Below are 13,480 nucleotides of genomic sequence, written 5' to 3'. Positions count from 1 at the left end.
CCCCATGCCTAGCCGCAAGAACATCCGCCACAATCGCAGCCACCGCAATCACATGCGGCACAATCCGGCGCGCCACAGTCCCCATTGCATGGAGAAATGTCGCAGCCGTTGGATGAGCCGCTGCTTGCCGGCCCTCGGAACCAGCCCAAGGAGCTACAGTCACAGCAAGCGAAGCTACAATCGTATTTATCGGCGCAGCCGCCTTTGCGGCGGTGATGCTCCAGCTCTGCGCGCTCGTCATCATCGAGGGGGGCTTCGTTGCATGTGCAGTTTTCGCGGATGTCTTGATGGGCGATGCGGCAGTCGCGTAGGCGCTGCCGGATAGAGGGCAACGCGCGCCAAATTCCAGCGTCTTTGATTGCGTGCTTTGCATAGCCTGAACAGCCCGTCCCACCATGGCGGAGCGAATACGCACATCGAAATCCTTTTTGGGGCGAGAGGTATTGTTGATATCCCCAGATTGCACCCAGTACCAACTTGCTAAACATTGATACCCTACCTCACTACCGTCACAGGCAATGTGGCCTGAACAGGCTCTCAGGTCTAGAGGGGAGGGCGCGTCGCGGTGGATCATGCGGGCAAGGCCCTTTGCATCAGATCATAGGGGTGCTTCCACCCAGGGGTCTGCGAAATGCGTTCTAGCCATGCGTCAATATTAGGCCAGTCAGAGCGATTGAAACCAAAGGGTTCCTCATAGAACAAGTAGCTGCAATTGGAGATGTCAGCCACGCTCAGAGAGTTGCCCACAAGCCAGTCACGATCAGCAAGATGTGTGTCTAAAATTGAAAACGCCGCTGCCATGCGTGCTTGCATGAACTTGATCACGTCCGCAGGGCGCTTGTCTTCTGGTAGGAAATTCATCAAAAACCGTGTGGTTCCGGCTTGGCTGGACATCTTGTGATTGTCCCACAGGACCCAACGTAGGATTTCATATTTGTCGGCATCTGCACCGCCCAAATTTCCGGTTTTATCGACGACATATTGTTGGATGACGCCAGACTGGGTTAAGGTCACATCGCCATCGACCATGACCGGGACTTCGCCCATTGGATTGATCTCTTTAAATGCCTCCGAGCGGGCTTCCCCTTTGAAAAAATCCACAAAGATTGGCTGCCAATCTATGCCCGATAATTCCATCGTTAGCGCGGCCTTATAGGCGTTGCCGCTTTCTCCGAAACAGTAAAGCTTTGCGGTCATAACGAATGTACTTTCTCAATCGAGGGGACGGAATTTGAGTATTTTTGGCAAAAAGAAACCAAGTTACGTTGTTTTAACCAATCTCGGGCAGTTTTATTAGTGCGGTACAGGCTGGAGAGCCGATGGCCGTGCAAGGAGAAGCCGTCTGGTCCTGATTTCATACGGAAGAACGGGTTCCGGTTAGGATCAGACGCTTCAGCTTTCTTACTGAAATGCCCCATTAACCTTAACGCGCCGCGCCTTTTGGAGCGGGTGGCATGGGTTTCTTTTTGCCAAAAATACTCAAATCCTACGCTGCCTTGTTGTGCCACATTCATTTTTTGCGGGACTCCAACTCAGAATTGAAGATACGCAAACGGTGCGTGAGATTGCTCTCATCGGTAACAGAGGAGAAGTTTTCAAAGAGAAATGATAGTGCTTCCCCCTCATCCAGCCCCGCCTCAGCACTGAATTTTTTCAGCTTGCGCCAAGCATCCTCGGTCATAGCGAGGTTCACACGGCGGGTTAGCTTTAGGCGTTTGGGCATTGGTCACTCCTGAGTGGTAGGGTGGAGGAAGCCCCCACCCTTGAGAGCCTAGAAGTTTGCCGCATCCAGCGCCATGACTGTATCTGCGCCGCTTTCGATGCGGGCTAGATGCATTTTCGTGGCAGGTAGTTGGCGGGCCATGTAATAGCGACCCGTGGCAATTTTGGTCTCGTAGAACTCGGTATCAGATGCACCGGCTTCAAGAGCTTCCATCGCGGCCTTGCCCATTTTCGCCCACATCAGGCCAAGGCAAACATGGCCAAACATATGCATGAAGTCATAGGAACCAGCCAGCGCGTTATTAGGGTTCTTCATGCCATTTTGCATGAAATACATCGCGGCTGCCTGCAAATCTTTGGACGCACTCTTCAATGGTTCAAGGAAAGTTTTATCATAGGTGTCATCGCCACCATTTTCTTTGATGAAGTCTTTTACCATCCCAAAGAATGTCATGACATGCTTGCCACCATCCTGCGCCAACTTGCGGCCGACAAGATCGAGTGCCTGAACGCCATTGGCACCCTCATAGATTTGCGTAATACGGGCATCGCGGGCGAATTGGGACATGCCCCATTCCTCGATATAGCCGTGGCCACCATAAACTTGCTGTGCGGCTGTGGCGTATTCAAAGCCTTTATCGGTCAAGAAACCTTTAATGACTGGCGTTAGGAGTGAGATCACCCCATCAATTTCCTCATCATCGGCGCGCACATGGCGGTCGATCATGTTGGCGCCCCAGAATGTGAATGCGCGCGCGCCCTCTACAAAGGATTTTTGATCCATCAAATTACGACGAATATCGGCGTGTACAATCAGCGGATCAGCAGGCCCGTCAGGGTTTTTGACGCCCGTCACATCGCGCCCTTGCAGGCGGTCATTGGCATAGATCACTGCGTTTTGGTACGCGACGACAGCTTGTGCGTAGCCTTGCAGGCCAACGCCCATGCGAGCCTCGTTCATCATGGTAAACATCGCGCGCATGCCTTTATGCTCGGTGCCGAGCAGGAAGCCCGTTGCCTCGTCATAGTTCATCACGCAGGTGGAGTTGCCATGGATGCCCATTTTCTCCTCGAGGGAGCCAACGGAGACACCATTGCGCGCGCCAAGAGAGCCATCTTCTTCGACAATAAACTTGGGGACGATGAACAGTGATACACCTTTGATGCCCTCGGGGCCGCCCTCAATCTTGGCAAGTACGAGGTGGATAATGTTGTCGGACATGTCGTGATCGCCCGCGGAGATAAATATCTTTTGGCCCGAGATTTTGAAGCTGCCATCACCCTGTGGTGCGGCCTTGGTGCGCATTAGGCCCAAATCCGTGCCGCAATGAGGCTCGGTCAAATTCATTGTGCCAGTCCATTCGCAGCTGACCATTTTGGGCAGATACTTGGCCTTTTGATCGTCTGTGCCATGTGCGTGGATGGCCGAATAGGCCCCGTGCGTCAGACCTTGATACATGTTGAACGCCATATTGGCGGAGACGAACATCTCGCCCACGGCGGTTCCCATCAGGTAGGGCATGCCTTGGCCACCATACTCTGGATCGCAATCCAGCGCGGTCCAGCCGCCTTCCTTCATTTGTTCAAATGCCGCTTTGAACCCTGTCGGTGTGCGTACAATTCCGTTTTCCAACGTACAGCCTTCGACATCACCCACGCGGTTCAGAGGTTGCAGAACCTCGGAGCAGATTTTGCCAGCCTCTTCCAGAATGGCCGAGGTAAAATCAGCCTCCAGCTCGTCATATCCGGGAACATCCTGTTCCGTGATTTTTAGCAAATCATGTAGCACGAATTGCATGTCTTTGACGGGAGCGGTGTAGCTGGGCATGAGTGTATTCCTGCGGTTAGGTGTCTAGGTTAGCCGGAAGCGGCCTCGGATGTTTGTAAAGAGGCGATCATGTTTTCGCCCCAGTGTAATTGCGCGGTTAAGTCTGTGATAGCCTCGTTCAACTCGTCGCGCTGTTTGATCATGTCGGCCAAACGGAGCTTTCCGATCTCATATGTATGCGACAGTTGGGTCACTTGCTGGTCACCGATATGGTAAAGATCCAGCAATTGGCGAATTTCCTCTAGAGAGAAGCCAAAACGCTTGCCGCGCATGATTAGCTTCAATCGAGCACGGTCGCTATTGGTGAATAGGCGGCGCTGTCCGTCCCTGTTCGGGAACAGCAGTTCTTTTGCTTCATAGAAACGCAAGGTCCGGGGGGTGACCCCAAAGGCATCGCACATCTCTCGAATAGTCATTGTATCCTCAGACATCAGATATGTCCTTCCACTACACAGTTTCGTTGTGATGGACATGTTGAACGTGACCACACCATACAAGCATTCTTGACGTTAACGTAAATGTAACGTGGCGTCAGAAGTACGGTGACGTAATGTCAGGAAACGAAAATGATTTTTTGCGCAACTTTTGCAAAGTTGAGCAATTTGGTTTGTGAGGTCTGGCAGTCAGGTTTCCCCTCAAATTCTATAAAATAAGGGGAAATATGTGCATTAATCGCGCCCCAGTGCATGATCCGCGGCCTCCATAGGCGTGATATTCACGCTGTGGTTTTGCAGAACCGAGGCTCTTACAGTCCTTTTGCAACATTGTCGCGCAGATTTTGTAACTCTGTAATGGCATCTTCAATTTGTGCCCGGCGTGATCTCAGCTCGTTGATTTGGGTGTCTGCCATTGCGATGCAGGCTTCCATTTGGGTGCGATTTTCCGGATCGGCATCATATAGGTCAAGCCATTGCCGTATGTCTTCGAGTGGAAACCCGAATCGACGCCCGCGCATGATCAACTTCATGCGCGCAACTTCGCGTGGATGGTAGTAGCGAGAACGCCCATCGCGTTCGGGGGATAGCAACTCGATATATTCATAATAGCGCAAAGTTCGGGGGGTCACATCAAATGCGGCACACATTTCTTTGAAGGTTAGGCGCATGTTTGGCATCTGCGTTTGGCTTTCTCTCGTGAACTACCCGCCCCTAAAGTAGCATTTACAAAGCGACTGCGCCAAGTCTGTTGCGCAGTCGATGGCAAAAAACTTCCTGTGACAGATCGGAGCATGCTTGGCCTCGGACCCGAAAGCTGCCACATATCTTGAATGAGTAAGACACCTGATCGTATTAAAATAGCCCGGCAATTTGTCGAAGCCATCCCGCATTCGCGTGCTTTGGGGATGGAACTAGAGAAAATCGGGGCGGGAATCGCCGTTATTTCTATGCCTTATGACAAGCGCCTCGTGGGCGATCCCGCGACAGGGGTGATCCACGGGGGGGCGGTTTCGGCATTGTTGGATACTTGCGCGGGGGCGGCGGTAATTTGCCACCCGGACGAGCCGATCTCGACGGCGACGATGGATTTGCGCATCGACTATATGCGTGCGGCAACGCCGGGGCAGCGCATTACGACGCGTGCCGAGTGCTATCATACCACCCGCGCGGTGGCCTTTGTGCGCGCAACCGCCTTTGATGAGGATCGCGAGAACCCAGTTGCCACCGCCACCGGTGCGTTCACGTTTCAGCGCGAAAATGGGGGCTGATCCATGCGTAAACCCGAACCCGTGCAAGTGATTAAAACCCGCCGTGATGGCGCCCTGCGTGCCTTGGTCGAGAGCGTGCCCTATATCCAATATATGGGCATTCAGTTCGAGCGGCGCGGCGACGAGTTAACGGCGGTCTTGCCCTTTCGTGACGATTTGATCGGCAACCCGATGCTGCCCGCCATTCATGGTGGCGTGACAGCGGCGTTCTTAGAAGTCACCGCAATTATCGAGCTTACATGGTCCACCCTTTGGGCCGATCTCGAGGCAGGGCGGCTGGAGCCGGAAACCGCGCCGATGCCGCTTATGCCAAAAACCATCGACTTCACCGTGGATTACCTGCGCTCTGGCCTGCCGCGCGATGCTTATGCGCGCGCGCGGGTGAACCGCTCTGGGCGGCGCTATGCCTCGGTTCATGTAGAGGCATGGCAAGATAACCGCACGCGCTTGTTTGCGCAGGCAACGGGGCATTTCTTGATGCCGCTGCGCGATGATGCGCGCGATGGCTGACAGCCTAACCCACAGTCGGGTGCTGAAAATTGCACTGCCGATTGTGATCTCTAATGCCACGGTCCCGATCCTGGGCGCGGTGGACACAGGGGTCGTGGGCCAGCTTGGCCTTGCCGCGCCGATTGGGGCGGTGGGGCTTGGCGCGATTATTCTAAGCGGCGTTTACTGGATATTTGGTTTTTTGCGCATGGGGACTGCGGGGCTGAGTGCGCAGGCCATCGGGGCAGGTGACGCGGGCGAGGTCTCGGCGCTGCTGACCCGCTCTATTATGATTGGCATCGGGGCCGGACTTGCCATTATGGCGCTGCAAATCCCACTTTTTGCCGTGGCTTTTCGGCTTGCACCAGCAAGCGCGGAAGTGGAGAGCCTTGCCCATAGCTATATGCAGATCCGTATATTTTCTGCGCCCGCAGCGATTGCATTATATGGCATCACCGGCTGGCTGGTCGCGCAAGAACGCACGCGGGCCATTTTCATTATTCAGCTCTGGATGAATGGTCTCAACATTGTGTTGGATATGTATTTTGTGCTGGGCATGGGGTGGGGCGTCGAAGGTGTGGCAATTGCCACCTTTTTGGCGGAGTGGAGCGCGCTTGGCTTAGGGCTATATCTGTGTCGTGATGTCTTCAATACCGATGCATGGAAAAACTGGGTGCAGGTTTTTGACCGTGCGCGCTTGGTGCATATGGGGGTGGTGAACGGCGATATTTTGATCCGCTCGGTCCTGCTGCAAATCATGTTCATGTCGTTCATGTTCTTAGGGGCTGATTTCGGCGATGTGACATTGGCGGCTAATCAGGTGTTGCTGCAATTCTTGTTCATCACCGCCTATGCCATGGACGGGTTTGCCTTTGCCGCTGAGGCGCTGGTCGGGCAGGCATTGGGCGCGCGCAATCGGGTGCGTTTGCGGCGTGCGGCTTATCTGACATCGCTTTGGGCGGGGATTGTGGTCGCCGCGCTGGCCATAGCTTTTGCAGGATTTGGCGGGGCAATTATTGATGTGATGACAACAGCCCCAGACGTGCAATCCGAGGCACGACGTTATCTGGGCTATATGATTGCGGCGCCTTTCCTTGGGGTGGCCGCATGGATTTTAGACGGGATTTTCATCGGCGCCACCCGCACGCGCGATATGCGCAACATGATGGCGGTCTCATTCGTCATATACGCCATGGCGGTGGTGATTTTAGTGCCGCTTCTTGGCAATCACGGGTTATGGCTGGCGTTGCTGATCTCGTTTGTGGCGCGCGGTGTCACGCTTGGGCTGCGCTACCCCGCGCTAGAGGCCGAGGCGGAGAGAAGCCTATAGCCACTCCCCGCGACCAGTGCCAACGGCATCCGACACATTATCGAAACCATCACGCGCCAATAAATCATCCAACCCGCGGGCAATTTCACCTGCCAGTGACAGCCCACTATAAACCATGGCCGTATAAAGTTGCACGGCGCAGGCTCCGGCGCGAATTTTGGCATAGGCTTGCTCGGCCGAGCTGACGCCGCCAACGCCGACCAGTGGCATTTTGCCGTCTAATAACTGTGATAGCCGCGCCAAAACACGGGTGCTTTTCTCAAACACAGGTTGGCCAGATAGCCCGCCTGCCTCATCGCGGTGCGGCGATTTTAACCCGTCGCGCGATAGCGTTGTGTTGGTGGCGATGATGCCTGCTAACTTGGCCTCGAGTGCAACTTCTGCGATCTCTCCTAGTGCGTCATCATCCAGATCAGGCGCGATTTTCAAGAAGACCGGGATCGGGCGCGTCAACTCAGCATGCGCCTCCATCACACCTGCAAGCAGCGCGGATAGGGCAGCACGGCCCTGCAAATCGCGCAACTTTTCGGTGTTGGGGGACGAGACATTGACGGTGGCAAAACTCACATGCGGCCCACAGCGGCGCAGCACGGTGGCAAAGTCAGCGGCGCGGTCGCTGCTGTCTTTATTGGCCCCCAGATTTAGCCCCACTGGAATGCCAACAACGCGCGCCGATAGGCGATCAGCAATGGCATCCATGCCTTGATTGTTAAAGCCAAAGCGGTTGATGGCAGCCTCATCTTCCGAGAGGCGAAACAGGCGCGGCTTCGGGTTTCCGGGTTGCGGGCGCGGGGTGGCGGCCCCGACCTCGATGAACCCGAAACCAGCACCGGCCAATGGCCCGATGACTTCGGCATTTTTGTCAAACCCTGCGGCAAGACCAACCGGGTTTTCCAACGGCATTCCGGCCAATGTGGTTGCCAGTCGGGGCGAGCGCACAGGCCCACGACCACCGCCCAAGCCCGCCTTTAACGCGAGGACAGCCATGCTATGCGCGCGCTCTGGATCAAGTTGGCGCATGGCGGCAACAGCAAGATGTTCTAAAATGCTCATGCCATGTCCTTTGGGAAAATATGTGCCGCGCCATCCCATGGAAGGGCTGCGTTGCCAGATGTCTCAGACAACAGCCAATCGCGGTAAAGGTGTGGGAATTCCGCCCCGCCGCGCGAGACTTCCCATTTCAGCGCGCCATCACTGGGCGCGTCACCCCAGGCCAGCCACAAATCTTGCTGACCTGCAAAATGCTTCGCTGCCGTCTCGCGCGATTGTGCGGCGGTTGAGAAATGAATGTAGCCGTCTGCCAGATCAATAGGCGCGCCAGTAAAGCGGCCTTGAGCTTGAAAGTCGGCCCATGCAGAGGCGGTCATGATTTTGTAAATAAGCATATGACCCACATGCCCGTTGCCAGTTATTTGGTCAAGTCACTGCACAGATATTGCCCTGATATGAGCCTGTCACAAAGTGACGTTAAGGCAAGGGCGCGTGGGGCTTTGACTCCTCGATCCAATAGCGCCACTCTGGGCGCAGAAAATTCAAACCTTTGGGGGACCACCAACATGCTTAAGACCCTTCTCACCAGCGCTGCCGCTTTGACCCTGACCACCGGGATCGCTGCTGCGGATTACTCGCTGACGATCCTGCACACCAATGACTTCCACGCGCGCTTTGAGCCGATCAGCAAATATGACAGCGCTTGTTCGGCCGAGGATAACACTGAGGGCAAATGCTTTGGCGGTTGGGCGCGCCTTGTTAGCACGGTGAATGCCGCGCGTGCGAAAACCAATAACTCCATCCTCGTGGATGGTGGTGATCAGTTCCAAGGCTCGCTGTTCTATACCTACTATAAGGGCAAGGTCGCGGCCGAGATGATGAACGGGCTGAAATATGACGGCATGACCGTCGGCAACCACGAATTTGACGACGGCCCCGAAGTGCTGGCCGGCTTCATGGATTCGGTAAACTTCCCCGTTGTTATGTCCAATGCTGACGTATCCGGCGAGCCTGCGCTGGCAGGTAAGCTGATGAAATCCGTGGTGATCGAGCGCGGCGGAGAGAAAATCGGCCTAATTGGCCTGACACCACAAGACACGCCAGATCTGGCGTCTCCGGGTAAAAACATCACCTTCACCGACCCGTCCGGCGCGGTTCAGGGCGAGGTTGATAAATTGACTGCCGAGGGGGTGAACAAGATCATCGTGCTCAGCCATTCGGGCTTTAACGTGGATAAAATCGTCGCTGCGAACACCACTGGCGTCGATGTGATTGTGGGCGGACATAGCAATACGTTGCTGTCCAACACGCAAGAGCGCGCGGTCGATATCTACCCTGTTATGGTCAACGACACCGCCATCGTGCAGGCCTATGCTTACGGTAAATTCCTAGGTGAGCTGAACGTCACGTTCGACGACGAGGGCAAAATCACCGAGGCCAAAGGCGAGCCTTTGCTGATTGACGGGCAAGTGGCCGAGGACGCCGCTATTTTGGCGCGCGTTGCAGAGCTGGCAGAGCCTTTGGACGAAATTCGCACTAAAGTTGTAGCACAGGCGGGCGATGTGATTCTTGGGGATCGTGCGGTTTGCCGGGTCGAGGAATGCGCCATGGGCAACTTGATTGCCGATGCGATGCTGGACCGCGTGAAGGACCAAGGCGTGACCATTGCGATTGCCAACTCGGGGGGCATTCGGGCCTCTATTGATGCGGGTGATGTGACTATGGGCGAGGTGCTGAGCGTGCTTCCGTTCCAAAACACGCTGTCCACGTTTGAGGCCAAAGGGCAGATCATCATCGACGCATTAGAGAATGGCGTAAGTCAGGTCGAAGACGTCAAAGGTCGCTTCCCACAAGTGGCGGGTTTGCAGTTTAGCTGGGATGCATCCGTGGCCCCCAACGAGGGGCGCGTGACGGCTGTCTCTGTTAAAAACGGGGATGTTTTCACCGAGATCGACCCCGCAGCGACCTATAAAGTCGTGACCAACAACTACGTGCGCAATGGCGGTGACGGTTACAAAATGTTCTCGTCGGATGGCATGAATGCCTATGACTTCGGTCCTGACTTGGCGGATGTTTTGGCTGAATATATGGCGGGTTCTGGCCCGGTAAAGCCATATATTGATGGTCGCATCGTTAAGAAGTAAGCCTCTGAAACGAGGGTAATATTGGGCGACGCTGGAGGGTCTAGCGTCGCCTTTTCCAACTGTTGAGACAGCATATGATCTGAAAGGAATGGGAAATGTGCGGGCGGTTTTCAGTGACGAGCTCTGTCGCCGCTATGGCGCAGATGTTTGGGGCCACGCCGAGCAATGATTTACCAAACCTTCCTAACTATAATATTTGCCCGACCGATCAGGTCTGTGCCGTCATATCGCGCGAAGGGGTGCGCCATCTGGTATCGCTGCGGTGGGGCTTTATTCCACATTGGTACAAAACGCCCAGTGATGGCGCGTTATTGATTAATGCGCGCGGCGAGATGATTGCCCAAAAGCCCGCCTTCGCCCAAGCCGCCCGTGAGCGTCGCTGTTTGATCCCTGTAACAGGGTTCTATGAGTGGACCAAAGACGCGACGGACCACCGTTTGCCTTGGTACATTCATCCCACAAATGACCGACCAATGGCCTTGGCTGGGATTTGGCAAAACTGGCGCGCGGGAGGCGTTGAACATGCGACATGTGCGATTGTGACCACTGCTGCATCAAAGATAATGCGGGGAATTCACCACCGCGAACCCGTCATTCTTGCAGAGCAAGGTTGGGCGAAATGGCTTGGAGAAGCAGGGCATGGAGCCGCGAGCCTGATGGTTTCAGCACCCGAAGATTGTATGAAGCTTTATCGCGTCGGCCCTGAGGTGAACTCCAATCGGGCATCAGGGCCACGTTTGATTGAGCGACTGGAAACGCAAAAGGCCCCGCCGCATGGGCAGGACCTTTAAAAATTTTAGGAAAATTTGACTTAATTCAGGTCAGATAGGGAGCCGTCACCAGCGCCGGACAACACGAAGCAGAGCGGCGCTTCGCCTGTTGAAGGGTCGCCAAAAGCGCCTTTATATTCTTCATTATAGGTCGATTTGAAGCATTTGGTCATTGCCGGAGTAATAACAACAACAATCTGCGCACCCGGTTGAATTGGGCCTGTCGACCATGTTCCGTCGATAGCCGAGGCATCATGGACCGTGTCTTCTGTATTGCGAATGGTGATTGCTTCGCCAGTTGCGGCCAAAAGCATCGGTGGGAAAAATACGCCACCCTTAATATCGATCAAACGCTCGTCTAGTTCGTTACCGACACCTAGTTCAGTCGCTCCAGCCGCGCCAGCAGATAGGGCGATGGCACAGGCGGCACAGATCGTAGTTAATTTATGCATTATTCAAGTCCTCACGGGTTACTTTTAGACGGTTTAATCGCCCATAATCTGTTTAGGTTAATGTATGGGAAACTGGGCAATTATGGGGCATTTGATGCCAGTTATGGAAACAGTCTGTTGCCGGTTTCAGCATGAGTATCGCCGTAAGTATAAGTAGAGCGGCCACCAAACAGGCAGCCACTCAAAATCTTGTCACCTAAGCCATTGGCACCGGGGCCGTATTACAAATGGGCGCATTCCGGCACAGGGGTTTGTACTGTCCCGTCCGACTTCCATTGCAACAGGTTGTCCACGGTCAGCGCCCCCATAGCGGCGCGGGTCTCATGGGTGGCAGAGCCGACATGAGGCAGTAATAACGTGCGCTCCGAGGTTTTGAGGGCATCAGGGATCTGCGGCTCGCGCTCAAATACGTCGAGCGCTGCGAACCCAAGTTTGCCACCATCCAATGCCGCGATCAAAGCATCCTCATCCACCACCGAGCCGCGCGATACATTGATCAACAGGCCCTTTGGTCCTAAGGCTTCCAGCACGTCCTTGTTCACGATTTTACGCGTAGAAGGGCCGCCGGGCGTGATGCAAATCAACACGTCACTAGCCTGTGCCATGTCCACAAGATTACCCACATAGGTATAGGGCACGTCCTTTTGGGATCGAGTGTGGTATAGAATGTTCGGCTTGAAAATCGACAGGCGTTCCGCAATTTCCTGCCCAATCCGACCGAAGCCAAGAATGCCGATCGTCTTGCCATCGGGCGAGGTGGACAAAGGCGCGTTGCCCTTGGCCTCCCAATTGCCGGAGCGCGCCCAAGCCTCGTCGTGGCGAAAGTTACGCAGCGCCGCGAGCAAAAGCAGCAAGGTGGTGTTGGCCACCTCGCCGTTTAGCACGTTTGGGGTATGCGACACCTTGATGCCCCGCGCGACGCAAGCGCCGGTGTCGATGGCGTCATAACCCACGCCATATCCGGACACGACCTTCAGGTTCGGCAACGCAGCCATGATGGCGGGGCTGACCCCGTCATGACCATTCGTTCCCACAGCCTCGATACCTGCGCCATTTTCGCTGGCCCAGGCATCGAAGTCGTCGATCTCGGAGAGCCGATGGATGGTGAACTCGGCCCCTAGACGCGCGAGCATCTCCTGCGTGGCACCGCCGATCAGCAACATCTCCGGGTTGCTCATGCGTCTTGCCCAACGGCTTGGCGTTGAATGCCAAGCCTTTCAATGGTCAACTCAATGGTGTCGCCATCTTTCAGGTAAATCGGATCGGGTTTGATCCCCATACCAACGCCCGGAGGGGTGCCGGTGGAGATGACATCACCCGGATGCAGGGTCATCAATTGGGATAGATGTTCAATGATCTGCGCCACGGTGAAGATCATGGTGTTGGTGTTCCCGGTTTGCCTACGCGTGCCGTTAACGTCCAACGACATGGCAAGGTTTTGCACGTCGCCAACTTCATCTTTCGTGACCAGCCACGGACCTGTTGGGCCAAAGGTGTCGCAAGATTTGCCTTTGGTCCATTGCCCCGTCAGTTGCGTTTGGAAGTCACGTTCCGAGACGTCATTGATGACGCAATAGCCTGCCACATAGTCCAGCGCGTCGGCCTCAGAGACATATTTGCAGGGCTTGCCAATAACGACACCCAGCTCAACTTCCCAATCGGTTTTCTTCGATCCGCGCGGGATCATCACATCGTCATTTGGGCCTACAACCGCGGATGTCGCCTTCATGAACAAGATCGGATGGTCAGGTAAATCAAGGCCGGATTCGGCGGCGTGATCGGCATAGTTCAGCCCGATACACATGAATTTGCCAATACCCCCGACACAGGGACCAAAGCGTGGGTCGCCCTCGACCGCAGGCAGCGACGTGGGGTCAAGAGAGCGCAGCTTATCCAAAGACGCGTCCGATAGGGCCGCGCCGTTAATGTCACTGATCTCTCCGCTCAGATCTCGCAGCACACCGCTGTCGTCGATCATTCCCGGTTTTTCAGCGCCCGGCGCTCCGTAACGGACAAGTTTCATCTTCTACTCCTAAGTTTCCGTGTTTGG

Annotated in this window: 17 protein-coding genes; 5 read left to right on the top strand and 12 right to left on the bottom strand. The window is 55.0% G+C overall.

The genetic code is table 11. From position 1 onward, the window contains the following. Positions 1 to 8 precede the first annotated feature (8 nt). The 7 genes from yidD to AC3Y7R_RS06375 form a co-directional block, all read right to left on the bottom strand. The gene (gene yidD, locus AC3Y7R_RS06405) at positions 9 to 488 is read right to left on the bottom strand and encodes a membrane protein insertion efficiency factor YidD (RefSeq protein ID WP_490041194.1); all 480 of its coding nucleotides are present in this window, start codon (positions 486 to 488) and stop codon (positions 9 to 11) included. 82 nt (positions 489 to 570) lie between these two features. Further along, positions 571 to 1,197: a glutathione S-transferase family protein gene (locus AC3Y7R_RS06400; protein ID WP_490041193.1), complete on the bottom strand. Its 627-nt coding sequence runs from the start codon at positions 1,195 to 1,197 to the stop codon at positions 571 to 573. Continuing rightward, positions 1,194 to 1,514 (bottom strand): hypothetical protein, encoded by a 321-nt coding sequence (locus AC3Y7R_RS06395; RefSeq protein WP_490041192.1) that lies wholly within the window; start codon positions 1,512 to 1,514, stop codon positions 1,194 to 1,196. Before AC3Y7R_RS06395 ends, AC3Y7R_RS06400 begins: the two co-directional genes overlap by 4 nt. After that, positions 1,511 to 1,723 (bottom strand): hypothetical protein, encoded by a 213-nt coding sequence (locus AC3Y7R_RS06390; protein WP_490041191.1) that lies wholly within the window; start codon positions 1,721 to 1,723, stop codon positions 1,511 to 1,513. Before AC3Y7R_RS06390 ends, AC3Y7R_RS06395 begins: the two co-directional genes overlap by 4 nt. Before the next feature lie 48 nt (positions 1,724 to 1,771). Then, a complete protein-coding gene (locus AC3Y7R_RS06385; RefSeq protein WP_490041190.1) occupies positions 1,772 to 3,550 on the bottom strand; it encodes an acyl-CoA dehydrogenase C-terminal domain-containing protein in 1,779 nt (592 codons plus the stop codon). A 29-nt stretch (positions 3,551 to 3,579) separates the two neighbouring features. Further along, on the bottom strand, positions 3,580 to 3,981 hold the full coding sequence (locus AC3Y7R_RS06380; RefSeq protein WP_490041189.1) for a MerR family transcriptional regulator: 402 nt from the start codon (positions 3,979 to 3,981) through the stop codon (positions 3,580 to 3,582). Positions 3,982 to 4,295: 314 nt separating this feature from the next. Continuing rightward, the gene (locus tag AC3Y7R_RS06375) at positions 4,296 to 4,664 is read right to left on the bottom strand and encodes a MerR family transcriptional regulator (protein ID WP_490041188.1); all 369 of its coding nucleotides are present in this window, start codon (positions 4,662 to 4,664) and stop codon (positions 4,296 to 4,298) included. 153 nt (positions 4,665 to 4,817) lie between these two features. Here AC3Y7R_RS06375 and AC3Y7R_RS06370 point away from each other — a divergent pair, with 153 nt between their 5' ends. Genes AC3Y7R_RS06370 through AC3Y7R_RS06360 form a run of 3 tightly spaced genes read left to right on the top strand, consistent with a single transcriptional unit; the run spans position 4,818 to position 7,074 of the window. Continuing rightward, entirely contained in the window at positions 4,818 to 5,255 is a 438-nt protein-coding gene (locus AC3Y7R_RS06370; protein WP_490041187.1) for a PaaI family thioesterase, read from the top strand. Between the two features lie 3 nt (positions 5,256 to 5,258). Next, entirely contained in the window at positions 5,259 to 5,765 is a 507-nt protein-coding gene (locus AC3Y7R_RS06365; RefSeq protein ID WP_490041186.1) for a PaaI family thioesterase, read from the top strand. After that, complete coding sequence (locus AC3Y7R_RS06360) at positions 5,758 to 7,074, top strand: MATE family efflux transporter (protein ID WP_490041185.1); 1,317 nt, start codon at positions 5,758 to 5,760, stop codon at positions 7,072 to 7,074. Before AC3Y7R_RS06365 ends, AC3Y7R_RS06360 begins: the two co-directional genes overlap by 8 nt. Here AC3Y7R_RS06360 and AC3Y7R_RS06355 read toward each other — a convergent pair. Together AC3Y7R_RS06355 and AC3Y7R_RS06350 are read right to left on the bottom strand one after the other, a co-directional pair. Further along, positions 7,069 to 8,127 (bottom strand): quinone-dependent dihydroorotate dehydrogenase, encoded by a 1,059-nt coding sequence (locus tag AC3Y7R_RS06355; protein WP_490041184.1) that lies wholly within the window; start codon positions 8,125 to 8,127, stop codon positions 7,069 to 7,071. The two genes, AC3Y7R_RS06360 and AC3Y7R_RS06355, sit on opposite strands and share 6 nt — an antisense overlap. Beyond that, on the bottom strand, positions 8,124 to 8,459 hold the full coding sequence (locus AC3Y7R_RS06350) for a DUF952 domain-containing protein (RefSeq protein WP_490041183.1): 336 nt from the start codon (positions 8,457 to 8,459) through the stop codon (positions 8,124 to 8,126). Before AC3Y7R_RS06350 ends, AC3Y7R_RS06355 begins: the two co-directional genes overlap by 4 nt. Positions 8,460 to 8,630: 171 nt before the next feature. On the opposite strand from AC3Y7R_RS06350, the gene AC3Y7R_RS06345 reads away from it, so the two are divergent. Then, positions 8,631 to 10,208, top strand: a complete 1,578-nt coding sequence (locus AC3Y7R_RS06345; RefSeq protein WP_490041182.1) for a bifunctional metallophosphatase/5'-nucleotidase — start codon at positions 8,631 to 8,633, stop codon at positions 10,206 to 10,208. Between the two features lie 95 nt (positions 10,209 to 10,303). Beyond that, the gene (locus AC3Y7R_RS06340; protein WP_490041181.1) at positions 10,304 to 10,999 is read left to right on the top strand and encodes an SOS response-associated peptidase; all 696 of its coding nucleotides are present in this window, start codon (positions 10,304 to 10,306) and stop codon (positions 10,997 to 10,999) included. 20 nt (positions 11,000 to 11,019) lie between these two features. On the opposite strand, the gene AC3Y7R_RS06335 is transcribed toward AC3Y7R_RS06340, so the two are convergent. From AC3Y7R_RS06335 to AC3Y7R_RS06325, 3 genes are all read right to left on the bottom strand, one after another. Continuing rightward, positions 11,020 to 11,430: a cupredoxin domain-containing protein gene (locus tag AC3Y7R_RS06335; protein ID WP_490041180.1), complete on the bottom strand. Its 411-nt coding sequence runs from the start codon at positions 11,428 to 11,430 to the stop codon at positions 11,020 to 11,022. Positions 11,431 to 11,651: 221 nt separating this feature from the next. Next, positions 11,652 to 12,608 carry a 2-hydroxyacid dehydrogenase gene (locus AC3Y7R_RS06330; protein WP_490041179.1) on the bottom strand — a complete coding sequence of 319 codons (957 nt, stop codon included), beginning with the start codon at positions 12,606 to 12,608 and terminating at the stop codon, positions 11,652 to 11,654. Next, the gene (locus AC3Y7R_RS06325; RefSeq protein WP_490041178.1) at positions 12,605 to 13,453 is read right to left on the bottom strand and encodes a fumarylacetoacetate hydrolase family protein; all 849 of its coding nucleotides are present in this window, start codon (positions 13,451 to 13,453) and stop codon (positions 12,605 to 12,607) included. The genes AC3Y7R_RS06330 and AC3Y7R_RS06325 overlap by 4 nt, the downstream gene beginning before the upstream one ends. Positions 13,454 to 13,480: the final 27 nt, after the last annotated feature.

It is taken from the genome of Litoreibacter sp. (assembly GCF_058136045.1).
The sequence above is the reverse complement of the archived record's forward strand: the minus strand, read 5'-3'. Positions and strand labels throughout refer to the sequence as shown.

Excerpts from the sequence above, each read along its gene's own strand:
- yidD (WP_490041194.1), bottom strand. The coding sequence starts at position 488 with ATGTTTAGCAAGTTGGTACTGGGTGCAATCTGGGGATATCAACAATAC.
- AC3Y7R_RS06400 (WP_490041193.1), bottom strand. The coding sequence starts at position 1,197 with ATGACCGCAAAGCTTTACTGTTTCGGAGAAAGCGGCAACGCCTATAAG.
- AC3Y7R_RS06395 (WP_490041192.1), bottom strand. The coding sequence starts at position 1,514 with ATGAATGTGGCACAACAAGGCAGCGTAGGATTTGAGTATTTTTGGCAA.
- AC3Y7R_RS06390 (WP_490041191.1), bottom strand. The coding sequence starts at position 1,723 with ATGCCCAAACGCCTAAAGCTAACCCGCCGTGTGAACCTCGCTATGACC.
- AC3Y7R_RS06385 (WP_490041190.1), bottom strand. The coding sequence starts at position 3,550 with ATGCCCAGCTACACCGCTCCCGTCAAAGACATGCAATTCGTGCTACAT.
- AC3Y7R_RS06380 (WP_490041189.1), bottom strand. The coding sequence starts at position 3,981 with ATGTCTGAGGATACAATGACTATTCGAGAGATGTGCGATGCCTTTGGG.
- AC3Y7R_RS06375 (WP_490041188.1), bottom strand. The coding sequence starts at position 4,664 with ATGCCAAACATGCGCCTAACCTTCAAAGAAATGTGTGCCGCATTTGAT.
- AC3Y7R_RS06370 (WP_490041187.1), top strand. The coding sequence starts at position 4,818 with ATGAGTAAGACACCTGATCGTATTAAAATAGCCCGGCAATTTGTCGAA.
- AC3Y7R_RS06365 (WP_490041186.1), top strand. The coding sequence starts at position 5,259 with ATGCGTAAACCCGAACCCGTGCAAGTGATTAAAACCCGCCGTGATGGC.
- AC3Y7R_RS06360 (WP_490041185.1), top strand. The coding sequence starts at position 5,758 with ATGGCTGACAGCCTAACCCACAGTCGGGTGCTGAAAATTGCACTGCCG.
- AC3Y7R_RS06355 (WP_490041184.1), bottom strand. The coding sequence starts at position 8,127 with ATGAGCATTTTAGAACATCTTGCTGTTGCCGCCATGCGCCAACTTGAT.
- AC3Y7R_RS06350 (WP_490041183.1), bottom strand. The coding sequence starts at position 8,459 with ATGCTTATTTACAAAATCATGACCGCCTCTGCATGGGCCGACTTTCAA.
- AC3Y7R_RS06345 (WP_490041182.1), top strand. The coding sequence starts at position 8,631 with ATGCTTAAGACCCTTCTCACCAGCGCTGCCGCTTTGACCCTGACCACC.
- AC3Y7R_RS06340 (WP_490041181.1), top strand. The coding sequence starts at position 10,304 with ATGTGCGGGCGGTTTTCAGTGACGAGCTCTGTCGCCGCTATGGCGCAG.
- AC3Y7R_RS06335 (WP_490041180.1), bottom strand. The coding sequence starts at position 11,430 with ATGCATAAATTAACTACGATCTGTGCCGCCTGTGCCATCGCCCTATCT.
- AC3Y7R_RS06330 (WP_490041179.1), bottom strand. The coding sequence starts at position 12,608 with ATGAGCAACCCGGAGATGTTGCTGATCGGCGGTGCCACGCAGGAGATG.
- AC3Y7R_RS06325 (WP_490041178.1), bottom strand. The coding sequence starts at position 13,453 with ATGAAACTTGTCCGTTACGGAGCGCCGGGCGCTGAAAAACCGGGAATG.